This window comes from Paenibacillus sp. FSL W8-0919, from assembly GCF_038003785.1.
GTDB lineage: Bacteria > Bacillota > Bacilli > Paenibacillales > Paenibacillaceae > Paenibacillus_AQ > Paenibacillus_AQ lactis.
Genome location: NZ_JBBOPV010000001.1, coordinates 601,549 through 625,423, shown reverse-complemented (window position 1 = coordinate 625,423; position 23,875 = coordinate 601,549). Strand labels below are relative to the sequence as shown.

Annotated in this window: 21 protein-coding genes and 1 riboswitch; of the genes, 8 read left to right on the top strand and 13 right to left on the bottom strand. The window is 53.3% G+C overall.

Annotated features, from left to right (window positions below; translation table 11 throughout):
* Window positions 1–47: 47 nt before the first annotated feature.
* Window positions 48–2,540, bottom strand: a complete 2,493-nt coding sequence (locus tag NST44_RS02645) for a UvrD-helicase domain-containing protein (protein WP_340897689.1) — start codon at window positions 2,538–2,540, stop codon at window positions 48–50.
* 191 nt (window positions 2,541–2,731) lie between these two features.
* Here NST44_RS02645 and NST44_RS02640 point away from each other — a divergent pair, with 191 nt between their 5' ends.
* Entirely contained in the window at window positions 2,732–2,911 is a 180-nt protein-coding gene (locus NST44_RS02640; RefSeq protein ID WP_007130543.1) for a hypothetical protein, read from the top strand.
* Between the two features lie 18 nt (window positions 2,912–2,929).
* On the opposite strand, the gene NST44_RS02635 is transcribed toward NST44_RS02640, so the two are convergent.
* From NST44_RS02635 to NST44_RS02615, 5 genes are all read right to left on the bottom strand, one after another.
* Window positions 2,930–3,556: a hypothetical protein gene (locus NST44_RS02635; RefSeq protein ID WP_007130542.1), complete on the bottom strand. Its 627-nt coding sequence runs from the start codon at window positions 3,554–3,556 to the stop codon at window positions 2,930–2,932.
* Between the two features lie 266 nt (window positions 3,557–3,822).
* Window positions 3,823–4,950 carry an ArnT family glycosyltransferase gene (locus NST44_RS02630; RefSeq protein WP_007130541.1) on the bottom strand — a complete coding sequence of 376 codons (1,128 nt, stop codon included), beginning with the start codon at window positions 4,948–4,950 and terminating at the stop codon, window positions 3,823–3,825.
* A gap of 155 nt (window positions 4,951–5,105) precedes the next feature.
* The gene (locus tag NST44_RS02625) at window positions 5,106–5,336 is read right to left on the bottom strand and encodes a hypothetical protein (RefSeq protein ID WP_007130540.1); all 231 of its coding nucleotides are present in this window, start codon (window positions 5,334–5,336) and stop codon (window positions 5,106–5,108) included.
* A 109-nt stretch (window positions 5,337–5,445) separates the two neighbouring features.
* Window positions 5,446–7,302, bottom strand: coding sequence for a bifunctional diguanylate cyclase/phosphohydrolase (locus NST44_RS02620; RefSeq protein WP_007130539.1), 1,857 nt, complete (start codon window positions 7,300–7,302; stop codon window positions 5,446–5,448).
* Between the two features lie 262 nt (window positions 7,303–7,564).
* Entirely contained in the window at window positions 7,565–8,182 is a 618-nt protein-coding gene (locus NST44_RS02615; RefSeq protein WP_210094224.1) for a DUF5317 domain-containing protein, read from the bottom strand.
* Window positions 8,183–8,497: 315 nt separating this feature from the next.
* Here NST44_RS02615 and NST44_RS02610 point away from each other — a divergent pair, with 315 nt between their 5' ends.
* Window positions 8,498–8,701: a cation transporter gene (locus NST44_RS02610; RefSeq protein ID WP_007130536.1), complete on the top strand. Its 204-nt coding sequence runs from the start codon at window positions 8,498–8,500 to the stop codon at window positions 8,699–8,701.
* Window positions 8,702–9,068: 367 nt separating this feature from the next.
* Window positions 9,069–9,809, top strand: coding sequence for an oxygen-insensitive NADPH nitroreductase (gene nfsA, locus NST44_RS02605; RefSeq protein WP_210094351.1), 741 nt, complete (start codon window positions 9,069–9,071; stop codon window positions 9,807–9,809).
* A gap of 213 nt (window positions 9,810–10,022) precedes the next feature.
* Here the strand turns inward: nfsA and NST44_RS02600 are convergent, their stop codons facing one another.
* Window positions 10,023–12,350 carry a helix-turn-helix domain-containing protein gene (locus tag NST44_RS02600; RefSeq protein WP_028404735.1) on the bottom strand — a complete coding sequence of 776 codons (2,328 nt, stop codon included), beginning with the start codon at window positions 12,348–12,350 and terminating at the stop codon, window positions 10,023–10,025.
* Between the two features lie 338 nt (window positions 12,351–12,688).
* On the opposite strand from NST44_RS02600, the gene NST44_RS02595 reads away from it, so the two are divergent.
* The 4 genes from NST44_RS02595 (at window position 12,689) to NST44_RS02580 (ending at window position 16,678) form a co-directional block, all read left to right on the top strand.
* Window positions 12,689–13,681: an ABC transporter permease gene (locus NST44_RS02595; RefSeq protein WP_007130533.1), complete on the top strand. Its 993-nt coding sequence runs from the start codon at window positions 12,689–12,691 to the stop codon at window positions 13,679–13,681.
* Window positions 13,682–13,707: 26 nt separating this feature from the next.
* Window positions 13,708–14,592 (top strand): carbohydrate ABC transporter permease, encoded by an 885-nt coding sequence (locus tag NST44_RS02590; RefSeq protein ID WP_007130532.1) that lies wholly within the window; start codon window positions 13,708–13,710, stop codon window positions 14,590–14,592.
* Between the two features lie 88 nt (window positions 14,593–14,680).
* A complete protein-coding gene (locus NST44_RS02585) occupies window positions 14,681–16,231 on the top strand; it encodes an extracellular solute-binding protein (protein WP_340897678.1) in 1,551 nt (516 codons plus the stop codon).
* 270 nt (window positions 16,232–16,501) lie between these two features.
* Window positions 16,502–16,678 carry an aspartyl-phosphate phosphatase Spo0E family protein gene (locus NST44_RS02580; protein ID WP_028404736.1) on the top strand — a complete coding sequence of 59 codons (177 nt, stop codon included), beginning with the start codon at window positions 16,502–16,504 and terminating at the stop codon, window positions 16,676–16,678.
* Between the two features lie 135 nt (window positions 16,679–16,813).
* On the opposite strand, the gene NST44_RS02575 is transcribed toward NST44_RS02580, so the two are convergent.
* From NST44_RS02575 to NST44_RS02550, 6 genes are all read right to left on the bottom strand, one after another.
* On the bottom strand, window positions 16,814–17,656 hold the full coding sequence (locus NST44_RS02575; protein ID WP_340897676.1) for a TatD family hydrolase: 843 nt from the start codon (window positions 17,654–17,656) through the stop codon (window positions 16,814–16,816).
* A 346-nt stretch (window positions 17,657–18,002) separates the two neighbouring features.
* On the bottom strand, window positions 18,003–18,833 hold the full coding sequence (locus tag NST44_RS02570) for an ABC transporter ATP-binding protein (RefSeq protein WP_340897675.1): 831 nt from the start codon (window positions 18,831–18,833) through the stop codon (window positions 18,003–18,005).
* Window positions 18,834–19,022: 189 nt separating this feature from the next.
* Window positions 19,023–19,778 carry an ABC transporter permease gene (locus NST44_RS02565; RefSeq protein WP_007130527.1) on the bottom strand — a complete coding sequence of 252 codons (756 nt, stop codon included), beginning with the start codon at window positions 19,776–19,778 and terminating at the stop codon, window positions 19,023–19,025.
* Window positions 19,775–20,068, bottom strand: a complete 294-nt coding sequence (locus NST44_RS02560) for a thiamine-binding protein (RefSeq protein WP_340897672.1) — start codon at window positions 20,066–20,068, stop codon at window positions 19,775–19,777. The genes NST44_RS02565 and NST44_RS02560 overlap by 4 nt, the downstream gene beginning before the upstream one ends.
* A 103-nt stretch (window positions 20,069–20,171) precedes the next feature.
* Window positions 20,172–21,212: an ABC transporter substrate-binding protein gene (locus NST44_RS02555; protein WP_007130525.1), complete on the bottom strand. Its 1,041-nt coding sequence runs from the start codon at window positions 21,210–21,212 to the stop codon at window positions 20,172–20,174.
* A 120-nt stretch (window positions 21,213–21,332) separates the two neighbouring features.
* Window positions 21,333–21,444: riboswitch (TPP riboswitch) on the bottom strand.
* 199 nt (window positions 21,445–21,643) lie between these two features.
* The gene (locus NST44_RS02550) at window positions 21,644–22,027 is read right to left on the bottom strand and encodes a VOC family protein (RefSeq protein WP_007130524.1); all 384 of its coding nucleotides are present in this window, start codon (window positions 22,025–22,027) and stop codon (window positions 21,644–21,646) included.
* Between the two features lie 302 nt (window positions 22,028–22,329).
* Between NST44_RS02550 and NST44_RS02545 the strand changes: the two genes are divergently transcribed.
* Window positions 22,330–23,868: a diguanylate cyclase domain-containing protein gene (locus tag NST44_RS02545; protein WP_144867127.1), complete on the top strand. Its 1,539-nt coding sequence runs from the start codon at window positions 22,330–22,332 to the stop codon at window positions 23,866–23,868.
* The last annotated feature ends 7 nt before the right edge of the window (window positions 23,869–23,875 follow it).

Genomic DNA, 23,875 nt, shown 5'->3' with positions numbered 1-23,875 from the left:
ATGGCCCTTACGGCCTCCATGGTTCGATTCACCGGGAAGCCTTGCAATTACGACCTTCGCACACGCTTCGGGACAGGCACCTCTTTACGGCCCTGCTTCATCGGCGCTTGGCATAGCGGGCATGCCTTGCCCTCAGAACCCCGGGAGCCGCGGACAGGAGCTTGCCCGGCAGGCTGGATCCGCTGCCAGCCCTTGCAGCCCGCTCCCGTGCACAGCCATACGTTGACGGTTTCCATTTCAACGGGCGGCTGGGGCTCCCGTCGCTCCGGGTTAACCGTACCGGAAACTGTTACCGGAATCGGCTTCCGCTTATGCTCCCGTGATGCTCTGTCGGAGCCGCCGCCTGCCGTCCGCGTTGACACGGGCCGTCCCGAAGATGCCGGCCTGCGGGCTGTCTCAAAGCCATTTCCGCGGGTTCTCCGGGCTTCGGCCGCTTCCGAAGCGTTCCCGCGTGCTTGTTCGCGCTGCTCTTCCGTAAGGAAGACGTCCCGGAAGAAGCGCGACACGTCGGTTTTACGCCCGCGATAGTAAGCCGGTGAGCTTATGATGAGCTCATCCCGGGCTCTGGTGATCGCCACGTAAGCCAGCCGGCGCTCCTCCTCCAGCGCATCCAGTGCCTTATCTTCCTTGTCCGACAACGGATGGTGATCGTCCAAATGCTCGGCGAGGAGCGAAGAGGAATGGGGTAAAATGCCCTCGCTTGCCCCGATCAGGCAGACCGAAGGGAATTCCAGCCCCTTCGATTTATGAATCGTCATCAGCCGGATCGCATCCGCTTCCTCGTCCCGCTTCATTGCCGCCATCTCCCGATGGATATCAATGAGACGGTCCACGAAGCCGACGAACTCGGCAACCTCTTTGAACCGCTTGGCTGAGGCCTCCAGCTCATCAAGCCCTTCCTGAATCAGCTCCTTATGCAGCGTCAGCTCCTGCCGCTCATCCGCCTCCAGGAACTTGTCATAGAAGCGCCGCCGGATCTCTTGAATGGCCGATACCGGCTCCATGGCCTGCAGCCCTTTAATCAGCTTGGAGCGTTCCCGGATTTGCTCGACCTGAAAGTCTTTCAGGCCGGGATAGCTCAGCAGATGGGCAAGAGGTCCCTTCTTGGGACGGGGCGCATCCTTCTCCCGGATAAAGGCCATGCCTTTGTCCCGGTTCACATACAAGGTATGGAGCATTCCCTCCATAGCGTTAAAATTGCGGCGGTCCAGCGACAGGCGCAGATGGTCCATCACCGGCTTGACGACCCATTGCTCGTAGAACAGCTCGCCATTTTCATAATGAATGAACGGAATTTCCCGCATCACCAGCTGTTCAAATATGGCTCTGCTATTGCTGGCGGTCCGGTATAAAATCGCATAATCCCGATAGGACCTGCCGCGCTCCCGGATCTCTTCCGTAATATGGTTCAGCAGCAGCTCGGCTTCTTGGTCAGGGTCGCCGGGACGCAAGTACAGCGGCACGCTGCCGCTCTTGCGGGTGGATCGCAGCTGCTTGGGACGGCGCCGCTGGTTGACCCGGATGATTTCATTGCCGAGCCCGACGATCGAGGAGAGGGAGCGGTAATTGATATCCAGGGTGATGATTTTCGCATCGGGGTAGGTCTGATCGAATTCAAGAATAAACTCGTTTCGGGCGCCATTGAAGCCGTAGATCGTCTGATCGTCATCGCCGACCACCATGAGGTTGCGGTGCGGGGCGACGATTAGCTTCAGAAGCTCATACGGCAGCAGCCCGGTGTCTTGAAATTCATCGACCATGACATACCGGTAACGCCTTTGCAGCGAGGCCAGCAATGCCGGCTCGGTTGTAAGCAGACGATGCGACAGCACCAGGATATCGTCAAAATCCATCTGGTCGTGCGCTTCCTTCCACGCCTCGTAGCGGGCGAAGATTTCGCGCTGCTCCACTTCCGCCGGCGTGCTGCCGGGCAGCTCATTCATCCCGGTCATGTTCATCCGGTAAGCGGACCATAGCGAGAGCAGCGTTTCAGCCTCATAGCGGTCCTGCAGTCCCATTTCCCGGAGTATGCGCTTGATGATGAATTGCTGATGCCTTGCGTTTCCCAGAATTTCCTGGCGATACCCTCGCGTGCGGAGCAGATACAGGAAGAAGGAGTGGAATGTTCTTGCCGTCACTTTGGCCGCTTCTCCGGCTCTCAGCCCGGGAAGCGCCATGATGCGTTCCTTCATCTCGGCCGCGGCCTTGGATGAGAACGTAACGAGCAGGATGGAGGCCGGGGCGGCCCTGCGGCAGGCGATCAGGTAGCCGGTGCGGCTGACCAGCACGGACGTCTTGCCGGAGCCTGCTCCGGCAAGGGTAAGCAGCGGGCCCTGCGTATGCCGTACGGCCTGGATCTGGGCGCGGTTCAAGAATAGACCCTGCGATTCCAATCCGCGAAAAAAAGCCGCGTCCGGCGCATCGTGGGCCACCAGATCCCGGCTGTTTTCCAAGGTGGCCAGCTTTGCCAAGGGAACATCCAAGCGGTTCGTGCCGAACGGGCGTTTATAAAAAGGTATGCTAACGGTTGAGGTTGTCATAAGCTTCACCAATCATTTCGTCATCCGATATTTGGGGTCCGATTCAGCAATCGGAGTTAAAAAACATGCCTATCCAGTTTACCGGATTCGCGGAAATCTGGCAAAGCTCCAAACCAACCGTAGGAACAAGGTGTTTTATTTATTAAAGGCAGCTTTGGGTGAACCATACTTTAACGTTAGGGGGTGATGTTGTGCTGGCTATTATCGTCATCCTTCAGCTTGTCATGATTGCTATACTACTGAATATGAATGGCAAGCTTAAGCCGCGCGATTACATCGCGGAAGCATTGGAGCGGGACCGCAAAGCGAGAGAAGAGCGGGAGAGGAAGCAGCGGTTGGAGCAGTTCGCTTCGGAAAACGAGTTGCAGTAGGGAGGCGTTCTCCCTCTGTTACCACTGCATGTCCGGATCCAGCACTTTCAACGTACCATCCTTCAAGGCGGCTTCCAGCAGCTTGTTTCGAAGGGCATGGCCGGTGGCGATCACGTCCCGTCCGTCCTCCTTCTGCTTGGCGACCAGCGCGCTAACCAAATTCGCTTTGGATAATTGCTCCTGATAAAACGGTGCGGCGTAATCCTCCCAGTATGCCTCCTCGCTGACCTTCAGCTCGTCGATAAAGGCTGCATGCTGCGCCTGCACTTCGGCCGGCTGCTCCTGTAATGTCTTCCGCATCCGCTCAGCCTCACGAATCCCTTCCTCACGGGTTGCAGTCAGCCCTTGTTCATCCGCCAAATGCAGCATCAGCTGGTCGATGGCAAGCTCTTTCACAAGCGTGGTGTCATCAGCTGGTGTTTCTGACGTAAACTGCATATGTTCTTTATATCGGGCAAGATCAGCCTCCGTAATGTACAAGGAGCCGATCTGAACCAGCGGTCGTCCGGAAGCATTCTCCGCAGCTTCATGTCCTCGCAGCCCTGCAGGATTCGAGCGATCGCCAAAGTAAAGAATCAGGCTGACGATAAGCACGCAGGCAGCAGCAATGCCGAGGAGCATCATGGATTTTCGTTGTATTTTCATGAAAGACCATCCTCCTTCATAGGTAGTCGTCAGATCGTCTTGATTGTCTTTACCTTTATAGACGTTTAGAGCCGACAAAAGGTTATCGAGAAAATTGCTTTTTTAGAAGAAAATGTTAGGGCAATTGTACCCGGACATAAAAAAGCCTGAAGGCACTTGGCGATCATTATCCGTGCTTTCAGGCTGAGTATGAAATATATAGGTCCTTGCCTGCCGGATGGCGGGCGGGACGAGCCGGCGGACCATCCGTCTCACGACGTTCTGTTCTACGACCGCAGCAGGCGGGTCTTATGCGCGTATATAATGGCTTTGTCCGCCAGAAACCCGACATACAGCAGCAGGAATACCGCATAAGGGAAGCCGGTGCCGTCGAGGCTTGGGACGAGCCACTCCGCCGTAATGAAATACAGGAGCGTAAGCAGCACGGGAAGCTGCCGCTTCAGCCGGTATTTCCATACCGACCAGATCACGCCGCTTACCCCGGCGTAGAGAAGCACCAGCCGGACGGCGTCGAGGGCGGACTGCACGACTCTGCGTGCCTCTTCGTTGCCGAGTGCAGCGGCATATTTGGAGGTCCGGCCTTCGAATATGCTCCGGTACAGATGCACCAGCGGGTTGCCCTCGATATATCTGGAGTCCAGCCATAAGGAGGCTAGATTCCACGGGCCCGGCAGGTAGGTCGCCAGCCGATTGAAGAGGGGGATGTTAAGCCACCACGGCGAGAGGATCAGCAAATAACCGGCCATAATGAGCAGGGTTCCGCCGGCGATGATGCTTGCCGGGCTGCGGTATTTGATCCAGAACGGAATGAATAGGAGCGGATACAGCAGCGCCTGAAGATTGTAGCACGCCATAATCGCTGTGAGCGCCCCTGCAGCGGCGTACCAGCCGGCCTGCTTCAGCTCGAGCGCGCCGATGACGGCGCAGACGAGAAGCAGCATCAGCATCTGCATCGTCGTATCCGGCAGGATCAGCCGCACGGCCCCGTAAGCCGGCCAGAATAGGGCATAGATGAAGCAGCACAGAAAAGCGATCCGCGGATTAAACATATACCGTGACAGCACGAACACCAGATAGACAGAGAACGCATGGAAGATGCACTGGAGAAGCTGATAAATGATTAACGCCGCATCCATGCTTCCGAGCAGCCCGATCAGTCCGGCCATCATAAGCGGTACGCCGGGCATGACGCCCGAAGCCTCTTCGGGGGCAGGCCCCGGATCGCTGATCATGGCCGCACTGTCGATATATTTCTGTTCGATGGCGGCCGTAACGCCTTGAGAGGCTTCATGGCCGCCGGCTATCACCAGCAGGCATGAAAGGGCCAGAACGGCTCCGATCAGTGACAGCAGCATCCTCCGCTGCAGGCGGTTCAATGTCCAGATGGAAAACAACAGGTCCAACTCCACTCTTTTATAATCTCTAGGGCGTTTGCCAATAATCTATCCTCCTCTATATTAAAGAAAAAAGACGGAAATAAAAAGGCTCCGCCAGAACGGAGCCCGCATGTTAAGGGAGAGAGGGGGAAGACGATGGTTCGTTTACCGGCCTAAAAGCCGCTGTGATACTTGCCTGGACTGGAGGATTGGTCCTTGGAAGTGCCGTCCCGCCGTTTCTCCTCCCGGCGCTCCAATGCAGCATCCTCCATCGGAATCGGGTCGACATGACGCTCGCTTTCGAACTTGTCGAACAAGCTCTCTTCTTCCGTCGGATATTGCTCAGGATGGTCCATATGGCCCGGACCGTGATCAAGGGGAAGCTCCTTTTTGCGATCAGCCATGAAACTCACCTCATTATTTGTTGGGATACTACCTTTTACCTTTTTTAAAGGCATATCAAACATCCAATCAGGGAGAATCAGGCTAAAGAGTCGCCTGTCCGCTATCATGTTAATTGGTTTCCAGACCTGCAGCGGGCTGCTGCTGCCCTGCGATCTTGTCCACGATATACAGGATGAACACTTCAACAAGCTCGGGGTCGAATTGCGTCCCGGCGCAGCGGCGGAGTTCGTCAATACCCTCCTCGAACGTTTTGGTTTTTTGATAGGGCCGTTCCGTTGTCATCGCATCGAAGGAATCGATAATGGTAAGCATCCGGCACAGCTTCGGAATTTGGCTTCCCTTGAATCCGTGCGGGTAACCGCCGCCGTCATACCGTTCGTGATGCAGTTCGATATACGGAACGAGCTCCTTGAATTTCTCGTTCGTTTCGGCGATGCGCTTGCCCCAGCTGACATGCCGTTTCACGGTTTCCCATTCACTTGCCGTAAGCTTGTCCCGTTTATTGAGGATTCCCCATGGAATTTCGAGTTTACCGATATCGTGGATGAGCGCTCCAAGCACGAAATTGCGGCGCTCGACACTGTCGAGGCCAAGCACCTCGCTCATATCCATCGCGTAGCGGAATACCCGTTTCGAGTGCTTGAACGTATCCACATCCTTGTAAAGAAACAGCTTCAACTGCTGCTCGATATCCCGCGCATCCTCCGCAAAGTCGATCTCGAATTCCTTCTTCTCGCCGCTTCCGTACACATGGACATTGTTCTTGCCCTGTTTTTTGGCGTAATACAGTGCCTGATCGGCCTGCTCGACCAGCTGCGATTTATCGTGGATATCCATCCGGTATGGAGCGATCCCGGAGGAAAAGGAGAGGCAGCCGGACGGGAAGATTTCCACGCCGTCGAAATACGAATCATTCAATTTTTTGCGGAGCCTGTTGATGAATACCTCGGCTTTGCTTTCGTCATACCCTGGCATAAGCAGCGTAAACTCCTCGCCGCCGAACCGGGACGCCACAACTCCGGCCGCCTGGGCCTCAACCTTCAGATAATTTCCGAGAAAGCCGAGCAGCATGTCGCCCTTCAAATGTCCGAACTGATCATTGTATTTCTTGAAATCATCAATATCGATCATCGCCAAAGACAAAGGAGATTGACTGGCCTTCGCTTTTTTGATCTCGTCTTCGAGCAGGCTCTCGAAATAGCTGTGGTTATACAATCCTGTCCGCTGGTCCTTGATGGCCTTCTCCTGAACCTCGTTGTACATCAGGAACAGCTGCTTGAAGGAATACGAGAGCATGACGCTGAGCCCGATGAACAGCGTGAGCCCGAAAACGCCGTTATGTACGATCAGAACGGATAGAACCAGGGAAAGGATCAGTGTGCTCAAGTAGACCAGCAGCGTATCCTTGATAAAGGATTTGAGAATATCATATAGAGAGCCTCTGTACAGTAAATAATAATAGAATCCGAGCAGAAGCACATTAATGATGAAATAGATGAGAAGGGCTGCCAGATAAGCGCCGAAATGATTGTTGAGAATAGGCCCTGTTTGCCCTCCGGCGGCTTTGAACACCAAAGAGGAGCCGACGATCATAAGGGTGTATATGCAGAAGTTAACAAAATGCTTCCAGAACGGCACCTTCCTGTCATAGAGAGCGATTGCGATTGTATTAAACAGGATGACAGAGAGGGCGAACGGAGCGCCATAAATAAATATGCACGCCAAATAAACGGAGGAATCCATTGATTGCAAGTTGCCTTCAGGAGGGAGCTGGAAGGTGAAATAATTCAATATCAGCGCGGCGCCTAACATGGCATAAACCCATACCCACTGCGAAGGAGCGTAATTTAAAAATTCTCCTTGATGTACGATCATAAAGGTTATACAGCCCATCAGTGAAATAAACACAAAGTACAGCTGTCCTGATAGCTCTCTGGAGATCTGAGCGCGCTTGAATAGGGACATAATGGTTTCTCCTCAATAAAGCATGTTGTTTTCTACACATTTTAAGATATATTGCAGGGCAAAACAACGAAAAAGATGTAAAAAAACAGGCTGAAAATTCCAGCCTGTTTTTTGTGAGATGCTTATTATCCCAATCTGTAACCGGAAGTCAGGGCGACAACAACGGAAGCAACGATGATCGCATTCAGCACGATGCGGGAATACTTGATTTTATCAGTTTTCTTCATAGTTCTCCCTCCTTTCCAGGTAGTTTGATGTATGATTAATTTTGCGGTTCCACATGTTCAGGCTTGCCTTGCTTGCGCATGATGTTCTTAACGGCGGTATTCTTACCGGAAGTCATGAGATGAACGATGTAGAAGAATATTCCGATATTCATGATAATATCGCCGATGCTGATAACCTGTGTTCTCGGATATGGCGGAGATAATGGAATGATGTCGCCGAGGAATGCAAGACGCGTTGATGCATCCATCAGGTAATGCTTGGTTGTCGCCGTCGCATCCATGAGCATGTCCACATAGACAGGATCCAGGACAGATGCGGCGCTCATTGACACCGGCATTCTGCCGCCGTTGACGGCCATGACGAGGAAGTTAAGGAACACCCCTGCCAGTATGCTGCCGAAGCCCTTCTGATCCCGGTTCATCCATAGGAAAATCATGCCTGCAACGTAGATGAGCATAAATATATATCCGCTCGCGTCTGCCAACCAACCGATATTCTCTTGAAAGCGGAATATGAGCAGCTGCACAATCAGGAGGATCGGGAATATAAGGCCGCCCTTCAGGCGAATCTTGCTGAATTGCTGCAGTCCGTGACGGAAACCGCCCCGAATCAGTCCGACAAGTATCCCTAATATAATACCGTCAAATACCATGATCGAATTCCTACTTTCATCATTCATTACTTCCGTAATAAGAGAGTTCGACACTCGATTGGTAATTCCTGCAACAATATTCAAATTTTATGGAAAAAATTTTGAGGATGCTGGGGAGATGTTGTCCGAAATTGTATGAATTGCAATTAAAGCGTTGATATTGTTTTCATTATAGCAAAATTAAAGGATAAATCTTCCTACTTTTTTCGTGTTTTTATTGCAGAAACATGCGTAATCATGGACTTTACATACCTACCGGGGGTATAGTACAGTGAAGATGTGTAAGATGAAACGATCGATAGGAGGAGGAGCATCATGAAACAAGTGACATTAACCGTAGAAGGCATGTCCTGCAATCATTGCGTAAATTCGGTTGAAGGCGCGCTGAAGAATGCCGGAGCTTCGGGAACCGTAGATCTTGCATCAGGCACCGTAAGCATTGAATATGATGATTCCAAGGTAAGCCTTGACGCGCTGAAGGAAGCCATCGAAGATCAGGGATACGACGTCGTATCTTAAGGGAAGGCAATGGAATAATCCGTAGGCTGTCAGCTTCGGGCTGAATAGAAACCGGCTGCTATCTCGCCATAGCACGCCGGTTTTTTTGCGGTGCTTCCCTTCGTATGCTGGCGGGGCGCGGAAGCTTGCGGCTCCAAGTCCAAAGTTACATAATAGATTGAAAGTACCACGCAAGGGGATAATGACTTTTGGTACAACTATGCATGGCAAGTCGGTCCGAGCGATCAGCTTTCGTGCGGTGCGCCATCATGGTTTAACTGCGAATGCCAAGCGAGGAGGCAGACAGGTATGTGCACAGAATGGAGCATTTGCCTCTGGAAAGGATAGTATACCTCATATTACAAAAGCCTAGGAGTGAGAATAGCTGATGAACGATACGTTGTCCTTGTTAATGAATCATCGATCGATTCGGAAGTTCACGGACGAGCCTGTGACGGAGGAGCAGCTGAAGACGATTGTGGCGGCCGGGCAGATGGCATCCACGTCCAGCAATGTCCAGGCTTACAGCATTATCGCGATTACCGATTCGGAGAAGAAGAGAAGATTGGCGGAATTAGCGGGAAATCAGGCATATATTGTGGAATGTCCCGTATTTCTCGTATGGTGCGCGGATCTGTACCGGCTGAAAAAAATAACTGAGCCCCATGTCGGTGACCAGCCGACGTATGAGGATTCGACCGAAAACTTCATCGTTGCGACGGTAGACGCTGCGCTCTCTGCGCAGAATGCCGCCATCGCCGCGGAATCGCTCGGACTCGGCATCGTTTATATCGGCGGGATCCGCAACAGGATTGCCGAATTTGCCGAAGCGCTCGATTTGCCGGAGCTGGTCTATCCCGTATTCGGCATGTGTCTCGGCCATCCGGACCAGCAGCCGGGCCTCCGCCCGCGTCTCCCCGTGGAAGCGGTGCTGCACCGGGAAAGCTACGACCGGGCGACAATTGAAGAAGCGAAGCGATATGACCAAATCTCCGCCGAATACCTGTCCAAGCGGACGAACGGCAAGAATCGCACGCCTTGGTCGGAGCTGATGGGCAAGCGCCTCGCCGAGCCGGTGAGACTGCATATGAAGGAATTCCTGGAGGGGAAGGGCTTCATGAAGCGGTAGGCGAGCGGCAGAATGAGGGCCAGGCATAACTGGACGATACAGCCGCGAGGAGCCCGGATAAAGGGAGAGTTTTCGTCCGCTTGTCCTTCCAATATCCAATAGGAAAAACCTATTTATCAAGACGAAATCAAGCCGCAGGTGGATTGCTGTTGCAGCCAACCTGCGGCTTTTTCATTCTGCTCCAATCGAGGAGGGGGTTCTCGTACAATTACACTAATCGGCGGAGCCCTGCTGGCGGTATTGGCCTGGCGTCACGCCTTCGAGCTTCTTGAACATTCGATTGAAGTACGAGGGCTGGTACCCCGCGGCCTCCGCGATTTCATGAATCCGCAGGTCGGTCGTGAGCAGCAGCTCTTTACAGCGGTTCATGCGCACGGTTGTCAGATAGTCCACATAGTTCGTGCCCGTCATCTGCTTAAACGCCTTGCTTAGCTGAGATACGCTGACGCCGGCTTCCATGGCGATCGTATCCAGGGACAGATCCTGCATCCCGTTCTGTTCGATTTGCTCAAGCACGTGTTCCACCAGGGATTTCATGGAGCTGTTGAAATTCTTCTTCAGCTGATCGAGATAGGGCTCGATAATCTCCCTTTGGAACCAGTCCACGCAAGCTTTGGAATCGCGGAGCAGGGACAGCTGCTCCTGCAGATTGGAGAAGTCGTACACCTGGTAAGGGTTCAGTCCGGCCTGCAGCATGGAGCGATGAACGCTGGTAAGCAGCCGCATCAGCCCATGATGGACATGCCATTCCGAGCCGCCTCCCGCCTGAAGGGCCGTGACGAACCGGCTTAGGGACCGCCGTGCATTGTCGTGCAGCCCCAGATTCAAGGCATGAATGAACTCCTGCTCCAGCTCCAGCGGAAAGTCGACCCAGTCATTTTTCTGGGACAGCACCGTTTCGGCCTCAAGCACCTGACTGCCGGCATCGAAGGAGCGGTAATGCAGCGCCCGCTTGGCCTGCTCCAGCAGATGGGGAACATCGGTCCATTTCCGGCTCGGCCCCCCAAGCACAAGGGTTGCCGTCATGCGCAGCGTATCCCGCAGGGCGCGCATGATCTGATCGCACAATGATTTGATGATGTCGGCACGCCCGTCATCTGCATCGGAGGAGGCCGGGACGATCAGGATGACGCCGAAGGAGCCGTCAAAGAAGTTGATCGGATGAACGTAGGCCTTCAAATCCTCCGCCAGCTCTTGAATGACATTCAGGGCGGCGTAAGTAAGGAGATGCTCATCATTTTCCGTTAACGGTGTCCGGTCTTCCCCGTGCGTATGCTGCTGAAGGACAATGGCCGCAAACTGCTTGCCGGTAATATCGAGCTCCATTTCCTGCAGCTTTGCCGCGTATTCACTCTCGGTCAGATGGGCAGCCTGTCCGCTCAGAAATTGATTGATATAAGCCTCGCGAATCGCCGGCAGCGATTGGCTCCACTGGCTCTGCAGCGTGGAATGGGAGAACCGGTACTGCTTCCACTCATTTTCTATGTAATCGAGCTCATTATACCTTGCGCCGGGCTTGGCTTTATCGCTGCCGATCATATGGAGCATTTTCCGGATCGGACGGTACATGCTCTTGGACGCATACCAGCTTATTGCCAAGGAAGCCGCGAGCGCAAAAGCAAAGCAGATCAGAATGATATGCGTGTACGGTTTTGTCGGTGCGATGATTGCCGATTGCGGCGTACCGGATACATAGGTCCATTGCCGCTGCATCTTTTCAAATTGAACGGTATTTACAAGCAATACATCCTGTGGGATCCGAACCTTCATCCGCAGCTGATTGGAGGTCTGGACGTCTTCGCGTCCGCGCAGCATCAGCTGCTCCCGGATCGCTTGCATCGCCTCCGGCATTTGGCTGCTCATCCCGGACTCCCCGATCACATGGCCCTGGTCATCCAGCAGGAAGGATACATTCTCGCTATTGCGGATAACGTGCAGCTTCGATGGGTCAATGTAAATGACGATGGCCCCGTACGGCGTATGGCCGTTGAACGGAAGCCTCATCACGAGCGCATGGGTGGAGCCCCCTTTGTTGAAAGGACGCTCAAGATCATGCACCCAGAACATATCGGCATCCCCGTCCATCAGACTCTTGAAGCTGGCCGCATCCTTTTCCCGATCCAGCGATCGGAGGCCGAGATCAGGCTCCATGATTTTATTTTGCTTTTTGATATAGAGGTATACCTGGTCGACAAGAGGATCGGCATTCTCCACCAGGTTCAACGTATTGAACAGCTCGTCCGTCTCTTCAATATTCGATACAAAATCCATATCTGACAAGGAAGGCTTAAAGTGAGGCTTCACCACCATATTGAGCGCATATTGGACCAGCTGCGTGAACTGCTCGTCCACTTGCCTCGCAGCGTCGACCAAGGTTTCCTCGTTCCGCTGTTGATATTGATTGATCATATGCTGATTCCCTACATACAGATAAACGGCCGTTATGGCCGAGATGGGAAGGCATGTTAAGAGCACGGCAAGCGCTATGCTTCTCCAATACATAATTCCTTTGAAATCGGTTTCAAGATTTCTTGCCCTCATTGCATGAACCCCCTGGTTGGTTATAAACGAAATCAAAGGCTTGGTCGAAGTAAGCCGGGATGGATTAAGTATTATCATAACGAATGAGCGGTGCAGTGAAAAGGTCGTATCTGCCTAAATCACCTCCAGGAAAAAAAGTGCAAGAGAAGGAAATGGACATGCCTGACCGCTTGACGTATCAAGCTTTGCGCGGATGCTGCATCGATTGGAACGAGGGGAAGGGCCCGCGGAAAAAAAGTGAAATTGCAGGGAACGTTGGAACCGTTTACATTTAGAATGCGTTCCAAATGAACGGCAGATCGAAACGAGATGACGAGGCTGAAAGCGAGGGAATAACGATGAAAGAACTGGAGACCGTTCAGATCGAACCGAAGAACAGGGGAGCAAGCAGGAAAGCTTCCACTTCCGGGAAGTCCAAAACGAAGTGGGGACGGCTATGGGCGGATGTAGCGCGTGATAAATATTTGTATGTCCTGGCCTTGCCGGGCCTTATCTTTTTTATCATTTTCAAATACGTTCCGATTACGAATCTCGTCATTGCCTTCCAGGAGTATTCGCCGTACTTCGGGGTGCTGGGGAGCCCTTGGGTAGGCTTTGAGCATTTCATCCGCTTTTTCTCCAACAATGATTTCTGGATGCTGCTGCGCAATACGCTTGCGATTAGCTTCCTGAGCTTGATTTTCTTTTTTCCGGCGCCGATTATACTGGCTCTGATGCTGAATGAGGTTCGAAGCTCCCTTTATAAACGAACGATCCAATCGTTAGTGTATATTCCGCACTTTTTGTCATGGGTGCTGATCTATGGCCTGACTTATCTGATGTTCTCGCAATCCGAGGGCTTGGTCAACAAGTGGTTCATGTCCATGAATTGGGAGACGGTCGATATTCTCTCCAATCCGAACTATTTCTGGGCCATGCTTACGGCACAGTCCATTTGGAAAGAGGTCGGGTGGGGAACGATTATATTCCTTGCGGCCATCGCCGGCGTTGATCCTCAATTGTATGAAGCGGCCGTCATGGACGGCGCGGGGCGCTTTAGACGAATGTGGCATGTTACGCTGCCGGCCATGCGCAATGTGATTATGATCCTGCTCATACTCCGCCTGGGAACGATCCTCGATACGGGATTCGAGCAGATTTATCTGATGATGAATGCGCCTGTCACCCAGGTGGCCGAAGTGTTCGACACTTATGTTTACAGGGTGGGGATCCGGCAGGGAGAGTTCAGCTACAGCACGGCTATCGGATTGTTTAAATCGATCGTCGGCGTCATTATGGTCGTTACCGCCAACCGGTTGGCCAGACGATACGGCCAGGAAAGCTTGTACTAGAACATCGAGACAAGGAGGATGGAAGCATGCATGAGAAAGGTTGGAAGACGCGGCTCTTTAGCCTCGTAAATAACGGGCTGCTGCTGGTCGTCGGTCTGGCAACGATATTTCCCATTTACTATACCGTGATTCTTTCGTTTACGGATCCGGTGGAGTATTATCAACGAAGCCTGATTTTATGGCCGCGGGTCTGGACCCTGGATGCGTACAAGCATTTGCTGTCGAACGGATTATTTGTCAGCTCGATATCGGTGAGCGTGTTCCTGGCGACGATCGGCACGCTCCTCAGCCTGCTCGTTACGGGCGGGATGGCGTATGCATTGTCCCGTAAACGCCTGCGGTTCCGCAAAGCGATGATGATCATGGTGCTGCTCACGTTTCTCTTCACGCCGGGGCTCGTTCCGCTCTACCTGGTCGTCCGCAATCTGGGACTGATCGACAGCGTCTGGTCGCTTATATTGCCGAGCTTGACCAGTGCATGGTATGTCCTGCTCATGAAGGGCTTCTTCGACAGCATTCCGGTCAGCCTGGAGGAAGCCGCCATGATCGACGGCTCCAATGATATCGGCGTGTTCTGGCGCATCATTCTGCCATTGTCATTGCCTGCCCTCGTTGCCTTCGGATTGTTCTTCGCGGTCGGCTATTGGAATACGTACTTTAACGCCTTGATGTTCATTAACGACCAGAAGATGTGGCCGCTGCAGGTGCTGCTGCAAAATATGCTCGTCGATCCGACAACGATGGGATCAGGCAATGGCGGAGGGTTTGCGTTCCAAGTGAACCGGCAGGTTCCGACCGAAACATTGAAAATGGCGGCGGTCGTTATTGCAACCGTGCCGATCATGCTGGTGTACCCATTCCTGCAGAAGCACTTCGCCAAAGGGGCGATGGTAGGCTCCGTCAAGGAATGATTCGATATATGGTTACACATGGATACAACATCCATTATCCATCAGGTTCAGACAGAAGCCAATCCAATGATAAAGGGAGGTCCATTTTATGAAAACAATGAAGCTCAAGCCTGGAAAATCGCTTGTTAAGACGGCCAGCTTACTGATCTTGGCCAGCTCGCTCCTGCTCAGTGCATGCGGTGGCGGCTCGGGAGGCACCGCCAGCGGCAGCGGAGGCGGAAAGGATGGCGGAGAGCCGACAAGCATTACGATTCAGACTCTGAACTACGCGACTGAATTCATCGATAACACGAATCCTCTCTGGAAGGAGCTGGAGAAGCGAACCAACACCAAGCTGAACATCACCTGGCTGTCCCCTTCCACGGCGGAGGAGAAAATTAACGTCATGCTTGCGTCCGGCGACCTGCCGGAAGTAACGTTCGTCGAATCGATGCAGAACCCGCAGCTGCAGAAAATGCTGAAGCAAGGGGTGTTCTGGGACTTGACCCCGTTCCTTAAGGATTATCCGAGTTTAAACCGCGAAGAGCTGAAGGAAATGTGGGAGATCACGAAGGTCGACGGCAAGAACATGGTTATTCCGCGCTACTATCCGAGCTATGGCGGCGGCGTGTTCCCGATGATCCGCAAGGATTGGCTGGATGCGCTGGGACTGGAAACGCCCAAGACGCTCGACGAATTCTATAACGTGCTAAAGGCCTTTAAGGAGAAAGATCCGAACGGGAACGGCCAAGCGGATGAAATTCCGTACGCGGCCAACCCGGGCGCGCTTGCTTATATTTATAATATTTTCAACGAGACGCAAGGGGGCTGGAAGCTGGAGCCGGATAATACGCTATCTCCGATCATCACGTCGGATGCGTCGAGGGAGGCTATGCTGTGGATCAAAAAGGCTTATGACGATGGCCTGTTCCCTAAGGACTTCGCCATCATGAAGTTCTCGCAGGTCATGGATACGATGCGCAGCGCCAAGGCCGGAGTCGGGGGCATGTCCATGAACCATGCCTGGGTAACCGGTCAACCGGTGAAGGAGGTTGATCCGAAGGCGGACCTGATGCCGCTGGCTTATTTGGAAAATGCGAATGGGGTGAAATATACTCCTTCAGGCTCGCCGTATTATGGCGTATATCTGATCCCGAAGAAGGTTCCGGAAGCCAAGGTGAAGGAAATTCTGGAGTTCTTTGACTACGGCTACAGCGTGGAAGGCAACGAGATGCTGACGTACGGCCTCGAGGGCGTTCATTACAAGGTAGAGAACGGCAAGAAGGTGGCAACGCCGCAAGCGGCAATCGATAAGACGGGAGACGGAAACCTGAACAATATGATTCATCTGGTGAGCGACGATATGGCGATCAGCGCCGTGGGGATGCCGGATGAGGTATATCAGCGCAACGTGGAGATCGTAACGGAGCGCAAGACGGTCAAGGTGCCGAATCCTTCGGCAGAGCTGTATTCGGAGGCGTATAATAAATATTATCCTGAAATCTCCAAGAAAGTGGAAGACATGCGCGTCATGGTCATTACGGGCAAGGAGCCGATTGAAGCGTATGATCAATTGATCGAAACGATCAAGAATGATCCGAAGATGGCGGAAATTACGGAAGAAATGACTAAGGCGTACCAGGAGAAGTACCTGAAATAATTTTATAGAGGCTGTTCAAATTTCGGTGCTGAAAAGCCGGCGACTTGAACTCGCATCTATATATGAAAAAGGCCGTCCGGGCAGAGAAGACTCTGCTCATGGACGGCCTTGTTTTTATGTGAAGGGGCGCGCTACTTCAAGCCCTGCAGTGATTATTCCGTATTATAACAGGCTTCCGAGCCTCTGTGTTATGCCTCCCTGATGTCTAACATCAAACATTCTAGAATTTTACATTAAAGTATAAAATATTACATAAGGGAGGCATAAATCATGAAAACGAAGGACGGCATGAAATTTGATATCGAGCGAGAGAGAAATAAGCTTCATAAGATGAAGCAGCGATATCGTGATTTTAATCATCCCAAGGTCCTCGAGCAATCGGCGGTGCTGGACGAGCTGATTAATCAGTATAACCGCTTCCTTCGGGAGGACAAGCCGATTGCATAAAGATTGACTTGAAGCGGTTTACCGAAACGCAAGATTCATAGATTCCGATTTCACATTACTTCGCGAACCATGGATAGTATATCAACCGTCGAAACCAACGAAAAGCTGCCTTCGGCCAGCATGTATCGTTCGCTTTTATAGTCCGTACAGCCGTGCGGCATTTCGATACAGCTGTCTGCGCGCTTCCTGTTCGGAAATCCCCTGCAGCTCGGCCCAAGCGGCAGCGGCAAGGGCGGTCATTTCCGGTCGGGTCGTCTGCCCTTGAAGGGGACCCTCGAACGGCCAAGGACCATCCGTCTCGGTCATGACCAGCTGCGGAGGATACATTCTCGCAATATCGCGGATCTCTTCTTCATAAAGGATATCCGGCGTAAAGGAGATATGATAGCCGCTTGCGGCCATCCGGTCTAACGTATCGCGTGAGCCCTTGAACCAATGAAAATGAGCGCGGGCGATCCCGTAGGCTTCGAGCAGATCGCATGAGGTATCCGCATCCTCATACACGGCGTGCAGAATGATCGGTTTATCGTGCTTCTTCGCAAAGGCGACGAATCTTTCGAGCAGCTCGATATAAGGCGCGTTGTCCCACGAATGTCCTGCTGACTCAGCCTCCAGTCTTGCATAATAGGGGAGGCCGACCTCCCCGACCGCCACCATGTCTTGGACATGGTTCTCCATCCAGCGAAGCAGCTCTTCGGTTTCGTCCGGAGAGGGGAGAGGCTGCTCCGGGTGATAGCCGAAAGCAGGCTTAATGGAGTCCCCGTAGATTCGCGACAGCTCCAGATTGCGCTTGCAAGAGGGCAGATTCATGGACACGGTGATGATGTATTGGACGTTTCCTATCGCGAGCGCCGAGGCGATGCTCTCCTGATCGGCAAGCGAATAGCTGTCGAGATGGATATGCGTATCGATGAGCGGGATATCCGCGCGATCATACGTTTCAAGCGGTAATGAGGTTGAAGCTGTTCCGGATGCCATAATGAGCCCTCCTTTCGTTTCCAATGTTCTTACAGTTTGTCTCTACATATATTATATAGAAGCTATTCTTTATATATCCGGCTCCGTGCCGGAACCTATAACAGCCGGCCGCTTGCTTATGCATGCAGCCGGCTGTTCCGTCTGAGGAATGGGATCTGAATCCGCATCAAATGAAGTTGGTATAGCACGCATACCGAAGCTTCCGAGGAATGGCAAGTTAACATTTCCTACAATCGGCTGAAGCATAACAAATCTGCACCTGACAGCGGCTGGAACATAACAAGTCAGCATCTTGAATGCAGCCGGAAGCATAACAAGTCAGCGTCCTGATAGCAGTCCCTGCTAGTCAATTGCGTTTCTGCTGCTCCTGCCGCAGCACGGCTGAAATCTCGGATTTCAGCTTGATGAAGGACGGATCCAGCAGCAGATCCTCCCGGCGAGGACGGGTGAACGGAACCTCGACCCGTTTCAGAACCGAGCCGGGACGCGCGGACAGAATATAGATGCTGTCCGAGAGCAGCAGCGCCTCCTCAATATGATGGGTGATCATCAGCACCGAGCGCCGCGTGTCCTCCCATATATCGAGCAGCCAGCGCTGCATGTCGCTTCGGGTCAGGGCATCGAGCGCGCTGAACGGCTCATCGAGGCACATGACCTCCTGCGGGCTCATGAGCGCCCGCAGAAATGCCGCGCGCTGCTGCATCCCGCCTGATAGGGTATGCGGATAAGCCTGCTCGAAGCCGCCAAGCCCGGCCCGTTCCATCCAAGCGCGGGCATGGGCGCGAGCGGAAGCTTTAGAGGTCCCCCGGAGCTCCTCCGGCAGCAGGACGTTGTCCTCAATCGTCCGCCACGGGAACAAGGCCGGCTGCTGGGGCATATAGGCGATGCGGCCCTTCTCCCCAGTGACCTCCCGCCCCTCCATGAGGACCTGGCCGGCATCAGGCGCAATCAATCCGCCGATGATGTGAAAGAGCGTGCTTTTTCCGCTGCCGGAAGGGCCGATGATCGATACGAATTCCCCTGGAAGCACCCTAAGCGACAGCTCCTCCAGCACATGCACTTCACTGCGCCGCTCGCGGAACACCTTGCGAATCCCCCGGACCTCCAGGGCAGGAGCGGGGGCGGCGGCTGCGCCGCCGGTTGAATTCAAGATGGAATCAGTCGCTCGCTGCGGCATATGGGCAGCCTCCCTTCTTTATTAAGATCCCTGATTTCAACCTTATCTGTAACCTGGATTTGAAAGAACCATTTAAATCTGGGGAGCAGCCGCGATGCTTAGAGGAACCCTGCATGTATTTGCCCCGAATCCCGGTCCAATCGTTCAACTTATGAAGCAGAGAGCATCTATATGGCCAAGCCATGCCAATCAATGCTTCCGGTTCCAGCGGATCAGCCGTTTCTCCAGCAGGGTAATAACGCCTACCATGAGCAGGCTGAGCAGCACGATAACCAGAATGGCCACGAATACGCGATCGGTCCGGTACCCGGATTTTTGCAGCATCATATAATAGCCGATTCCCCGGTCAGACCCGATCCATTCCCCGATGACCGCCCCCATGACCGAATACGTGGCCGCGATCCGAATACCGGAGAAGATGGATGGCAGCGCGTGCGGAAGCTCCAGCTTGGTGAAGATTTGCCACGGCGTGGCTCCCGTCATCTGCATATAATTCATCATCGTGCGGTCGGTCCGTGCCAGCCCGTCGAGGGCCGCTACGGCTACGGGGAAGAAGCAAACGAGCGTAATGACGATGACCTTCGGCAGCATGCCGAACCCGAACCAGATCATGAGGAGCGGGGCCAAGGCGATGGTCGGCACGTTCTGGCTTAAGATGAGAAGCGGATAAAGGGCTGTTTTGAGAAAAGGTACCCTGTGCAGAGCCAAAGAGAGCAGGAGTCCGATACCGGTTCCGATGGCAAATCCGATCACGGTTAACTTTAGGGTAGCCCAGGTGTGTTCCATAAGTCCCGACGCCCCGGTGATGGCTTCATGCCCGATAGCCGTCGGCGCAGGCAGAATGAATTTCTCGATATCGAACATCCAGACCGCAGCCTGCCACACGATCAAAAAGAAGAGGACCGCCACGACGGGCGGCCATATCGAGCTCCACCAGCTTTTCATGGACGGTATTTCTCCGTGAGCTTATCCATGCTGATGCCCTGCGGATGATGTGCGATTTTGACTTGGGAGATGATGCTCGGACTCCCGGCTTTCACCAGCGCATCATGCATGCGCTCCACGATACGGAGCAGCTCGGGCAGCTCGCCTTCCATCGTTGTTTCCAAAGCATGGACCTCGTATTTGACGCCGGAATCCTGGATTACCTTAATGGCTTCATCCACATAAGGGATGCTGTCTCCGCCGTCCGGCGTACGCGGAATGACTTGAATGCTCAGCAGTGTATTCGCCATGAGTCAATCGTCCTTTCGTATATGGGTTCTCATTTGCACGGCCGTTAAGCCTCATGCCGATGAGCCGCGAAGCAGCATTGCAATGCTGCGGGGAGTGCTTCTCCTATTTGTCAGGCAAAAACTCATTCGTAAACGCGCGCTCCGCGTCCAATTCCTTCTCCAGCAGCTTGCGCTCAAACATCCAGTCGGCATATCCGGACCAAACCTCGGCCTTCTGCTCGCCCCAGCGCGGCGCGTCATCTTGATAGCGCGGGCTGAGCCACTTCTGGCTTTCCAGCACCAGCTCGGCATCCAGGTCGGGAACTGCCTTCGACAGCAGTGCCGCGGCATCTTCCGGATGGTCTATCGCATATTGATAGCCTTTGGACGTTGCGCGCATGAACGCTTTGACAAGCTCCGGGTCATCCGCGATCAGCTTCTCGTTCGTTACGATGACCGGCGTATAATAATCCAGCTGTTCGGAATAATCCTTCACGTAGATCATGTCCAGCGGCTCGCCGCGAAGCTGGGCTTCAATGCCTGTCCAGGCATAGTAGATCCAGGCGAAATCAATATCCCGCTTAACCGCCGTAAAATAATCGGCGTCTCCGATGTTCACGATGTTGACCTTGTTCACATCGGCTCCATCGATCTCCATGATCGATTTCATGACGGCTTCCTCAATCGGAGAGCCCCAGCCTCCGTAGGATTTTCCTTCAAAATCGGAGGCCTTCTGGATGCCCCGATCCTTCGGTGCAGCGAATCCGGACGTATTATGCTGAATGATGGCTGCGATCGAAACCAGCGGCAGCCCCTGTGTCCGGGCGAGCGTTACGCCCTCCTGATAGCTGATGCCGAACGGTACGTTGCCGGAAGCGACCATCGCATCGGTTCCCCCGGAGCCCGGCTGTACGATTTGCACGTTCAGCCCTTCCTCCTCATAATATCCGAGCTCCTTGGCTGCATATAATCCGGTGTGGTTCGTGTTCGCCGACCAGTCCAGCATCAATTGGACATCGCGGAGCTTGGCCGGCTGTTCTCCTTCTCCGGCAGTCTCTTGTTTGCCGGGCGCGCTTCCGCCGTTCTGGCCGCTTGCCCCGCAGCCGGAAGCGACCAGAAGCAGGACGCAGGCGAGCAGCAGAGAGAGCCATGTACGTTGTTTCATCGTGTTTCTCCTCTCCTTATATGTCTTCCATTTTCCGTATTAACTTCATAACAACAACAAAAAACGCCCCGATCGTATCGGAGCGCATGACGGCGTAAGTATATACTACGGCTTATGAACAGCCGCAATCCTATGGCTTCCTACGCTGGCATTACCCAGATCAGGTATAAGGGTCAGTATCTCTATGGGATACACTCTCAGCCGGCCGATTCCAGCTCCCCCGGTATTTATGAAGTTACGGGTTATACTTCCGTTATTATAGACCTACCGGAAGCACCTGTCCAGTACGGGAACGCCCCATGCCTGAAGGCGATTTTCTACGTTCGTATAGGTCGCCGGGGTGAGTGGCTGTCCAGGCATGGAAGACCCGAATGATCCAGGCGACCCATAGGAGTCTCTATATGCGGGCGGGCAACCTTAGACCTGGCCTGTTAGCGCTGGAAAAATTCAATCCATTCGCCTTCCGGACCGTGCACGAAGAAATAGCGGTAGCCGTTGGGCAGCGTGACGATTTCCTCATCCAGATGCGGAACGTCCAGCTCCTTCACCCGTGCATATTCCGCTTCAATGTCGTCCGTGCTGACGGCAAAGTGATGCACCGTTCCCTCCGCAGGAAGGGAGTCGCTGTATCCTTGAATCAGCTCGACCTCGGTTTCATCGCTGCCGTTAAAGCCGAGGAAAGCCAGCTGGATGACACCGTTCGTGTGCGTCAGACGGTCCTTGAGCTCAAGGCCGACCACCTTCGTATAGAAAGCGATCGTTGCTTCCAGATCCCTTACGACAATGCCTACATGGTCCAATCGTCTTTGTCCCATTTTACAAGAACCCCTTCCATGAAACTATGCTAGGATATAAAACCAAAGATACGTTGATATGAAAGAATAATACTACATAAACCCCATGTGTCAAGTGGGGATTGAGTGACTACAATCCCGGGACAATTCCGCAAATAACGATTCTACGCGGCCTATATGCCTATAAATATCCAGTTGTTGGGCGCTTCTTTCTTTACTTTTCCTCGGGCTAAAAGTATGATTGGATATGGAAACGCTTTAATTCGAAAGACCTATTCATCATGAATGACCAAGCCTACCTTTTGTTTCAGGGAGGGATATGAATGAGCCCGGGTCCATCCGATTCCATATATATTCGGCTCGCGATTGGATACGCATTGATCCAATGGATATTGGCCCTGTGGATGCCGGACGCTTTATTGCTTCACCGCATCTTAGCCATTATGGCTCCGATAGCCGCATTCGCGTATTTGATCGGGGTGATTGGCAGTCGGTATGAGCAAGGCCATCTTCGCAGATTTTGGCTTCTGATTGCAGCCGGATTGGCCGGCGATGCAATAGGGCGCATCCTGTATGCGGGTGATGAATGGATTGGAGGGGTGTTTGGCGGATCCATCCGGCTGGCGGAACTGTTCTGGAGCTTGGAAGCTCTATTGTTCGCCGGTGCCCTGATTTACCTGTTCAGACGAGTGCAGGGTCCGCTGCGGGGCGCTCGGTTTACCCTGGACATCATCATTGTTGCGATTACCTTGATGACGGTGGGGTGGGAGTATCTCATTAAGCCGGAGATGGAGAGCGGGACGGATACCGTCTGGAGGTCGGCCGGAGGAGCGATGCTCTATCCGCTGTGCGGAATCGTACTGATGTTCTTTACGCTGGTCGTGTATTTTAACACTAAGCAGCTGCACAAGCGGGCGGTCATCTTCCTGTGCCTTGGTGGAAGCGCATTTGCGCTCGGGGATGTCCTTCGGATCTTTCTTGATAGTTTCATGAACATCGGAGCAGGCCTATATGTATATCCGCTGCACAGCCTCTCTGCATGCTTTATAGGCTTTGCGGGTGGACAAACGCTGCCTCGAAGGGGGAGGAGATCCCTATCCGAGAAGAAGCCGTGGCCGGCAGGAACCTTGATCGTACGATATTTGCTGCCCTACAGCGTCCTTGGCGGAATGTTTGCCCTGATGGCCCATCGGTTCGGGGGATGGAGCGGTCTATTTACCGGCTTGACCCTCTGCTTCATTCTCATTTTGATCAGGCAAATCCTGATCCAGGTCGAGAATGACCGCTTGTTCGAAAGGCTGCATGTCAGCCTGCAGAAGAGTGAATCGCTCGCGCACCGCGACGATTTGACGGGCCTGTATAACCGTCGTTATTTTAACGCCAGGCTTTCGGAAGCTTTGGGCGAAGCAGATCGGGCCGGTTTCCGTGTCGGACTGCTGTATATGGACTTGAACCGTTTTAAGCGCGTGAATGACAAGTATGGGCACCGAGCGGGGGATTTGCTGATCCAGAAGGTGGCGCAGCGCCTCCATTCGCTGGAGTCAAAGGGCGTAATCGTATCCCGGCTCGGCGGCGATGAATTTACGGTTATGCTGTATCCGGCCGGAGAGGATCAGGAGCTGATCTGGATGGCGGAGGAGATCTGGACGCTGCTGAGCGAGCCCTATGAGCTGGAAGGAACCGAAATTTACACCTCGCCGAGCATCGGGATTGCGGTTTACCCCGATCATGCCAAGGATGACCAGGAGCTGATCGGCCGTGCGGATACGGCGATGTATGCGGCGAAGGAGCGGCATGCCCGGTGGCATTTTGACGTAGAGCAGACCATGCTGCTGCAGCTTCTTCATAAGAAAGCGGATTAAAAGGTGC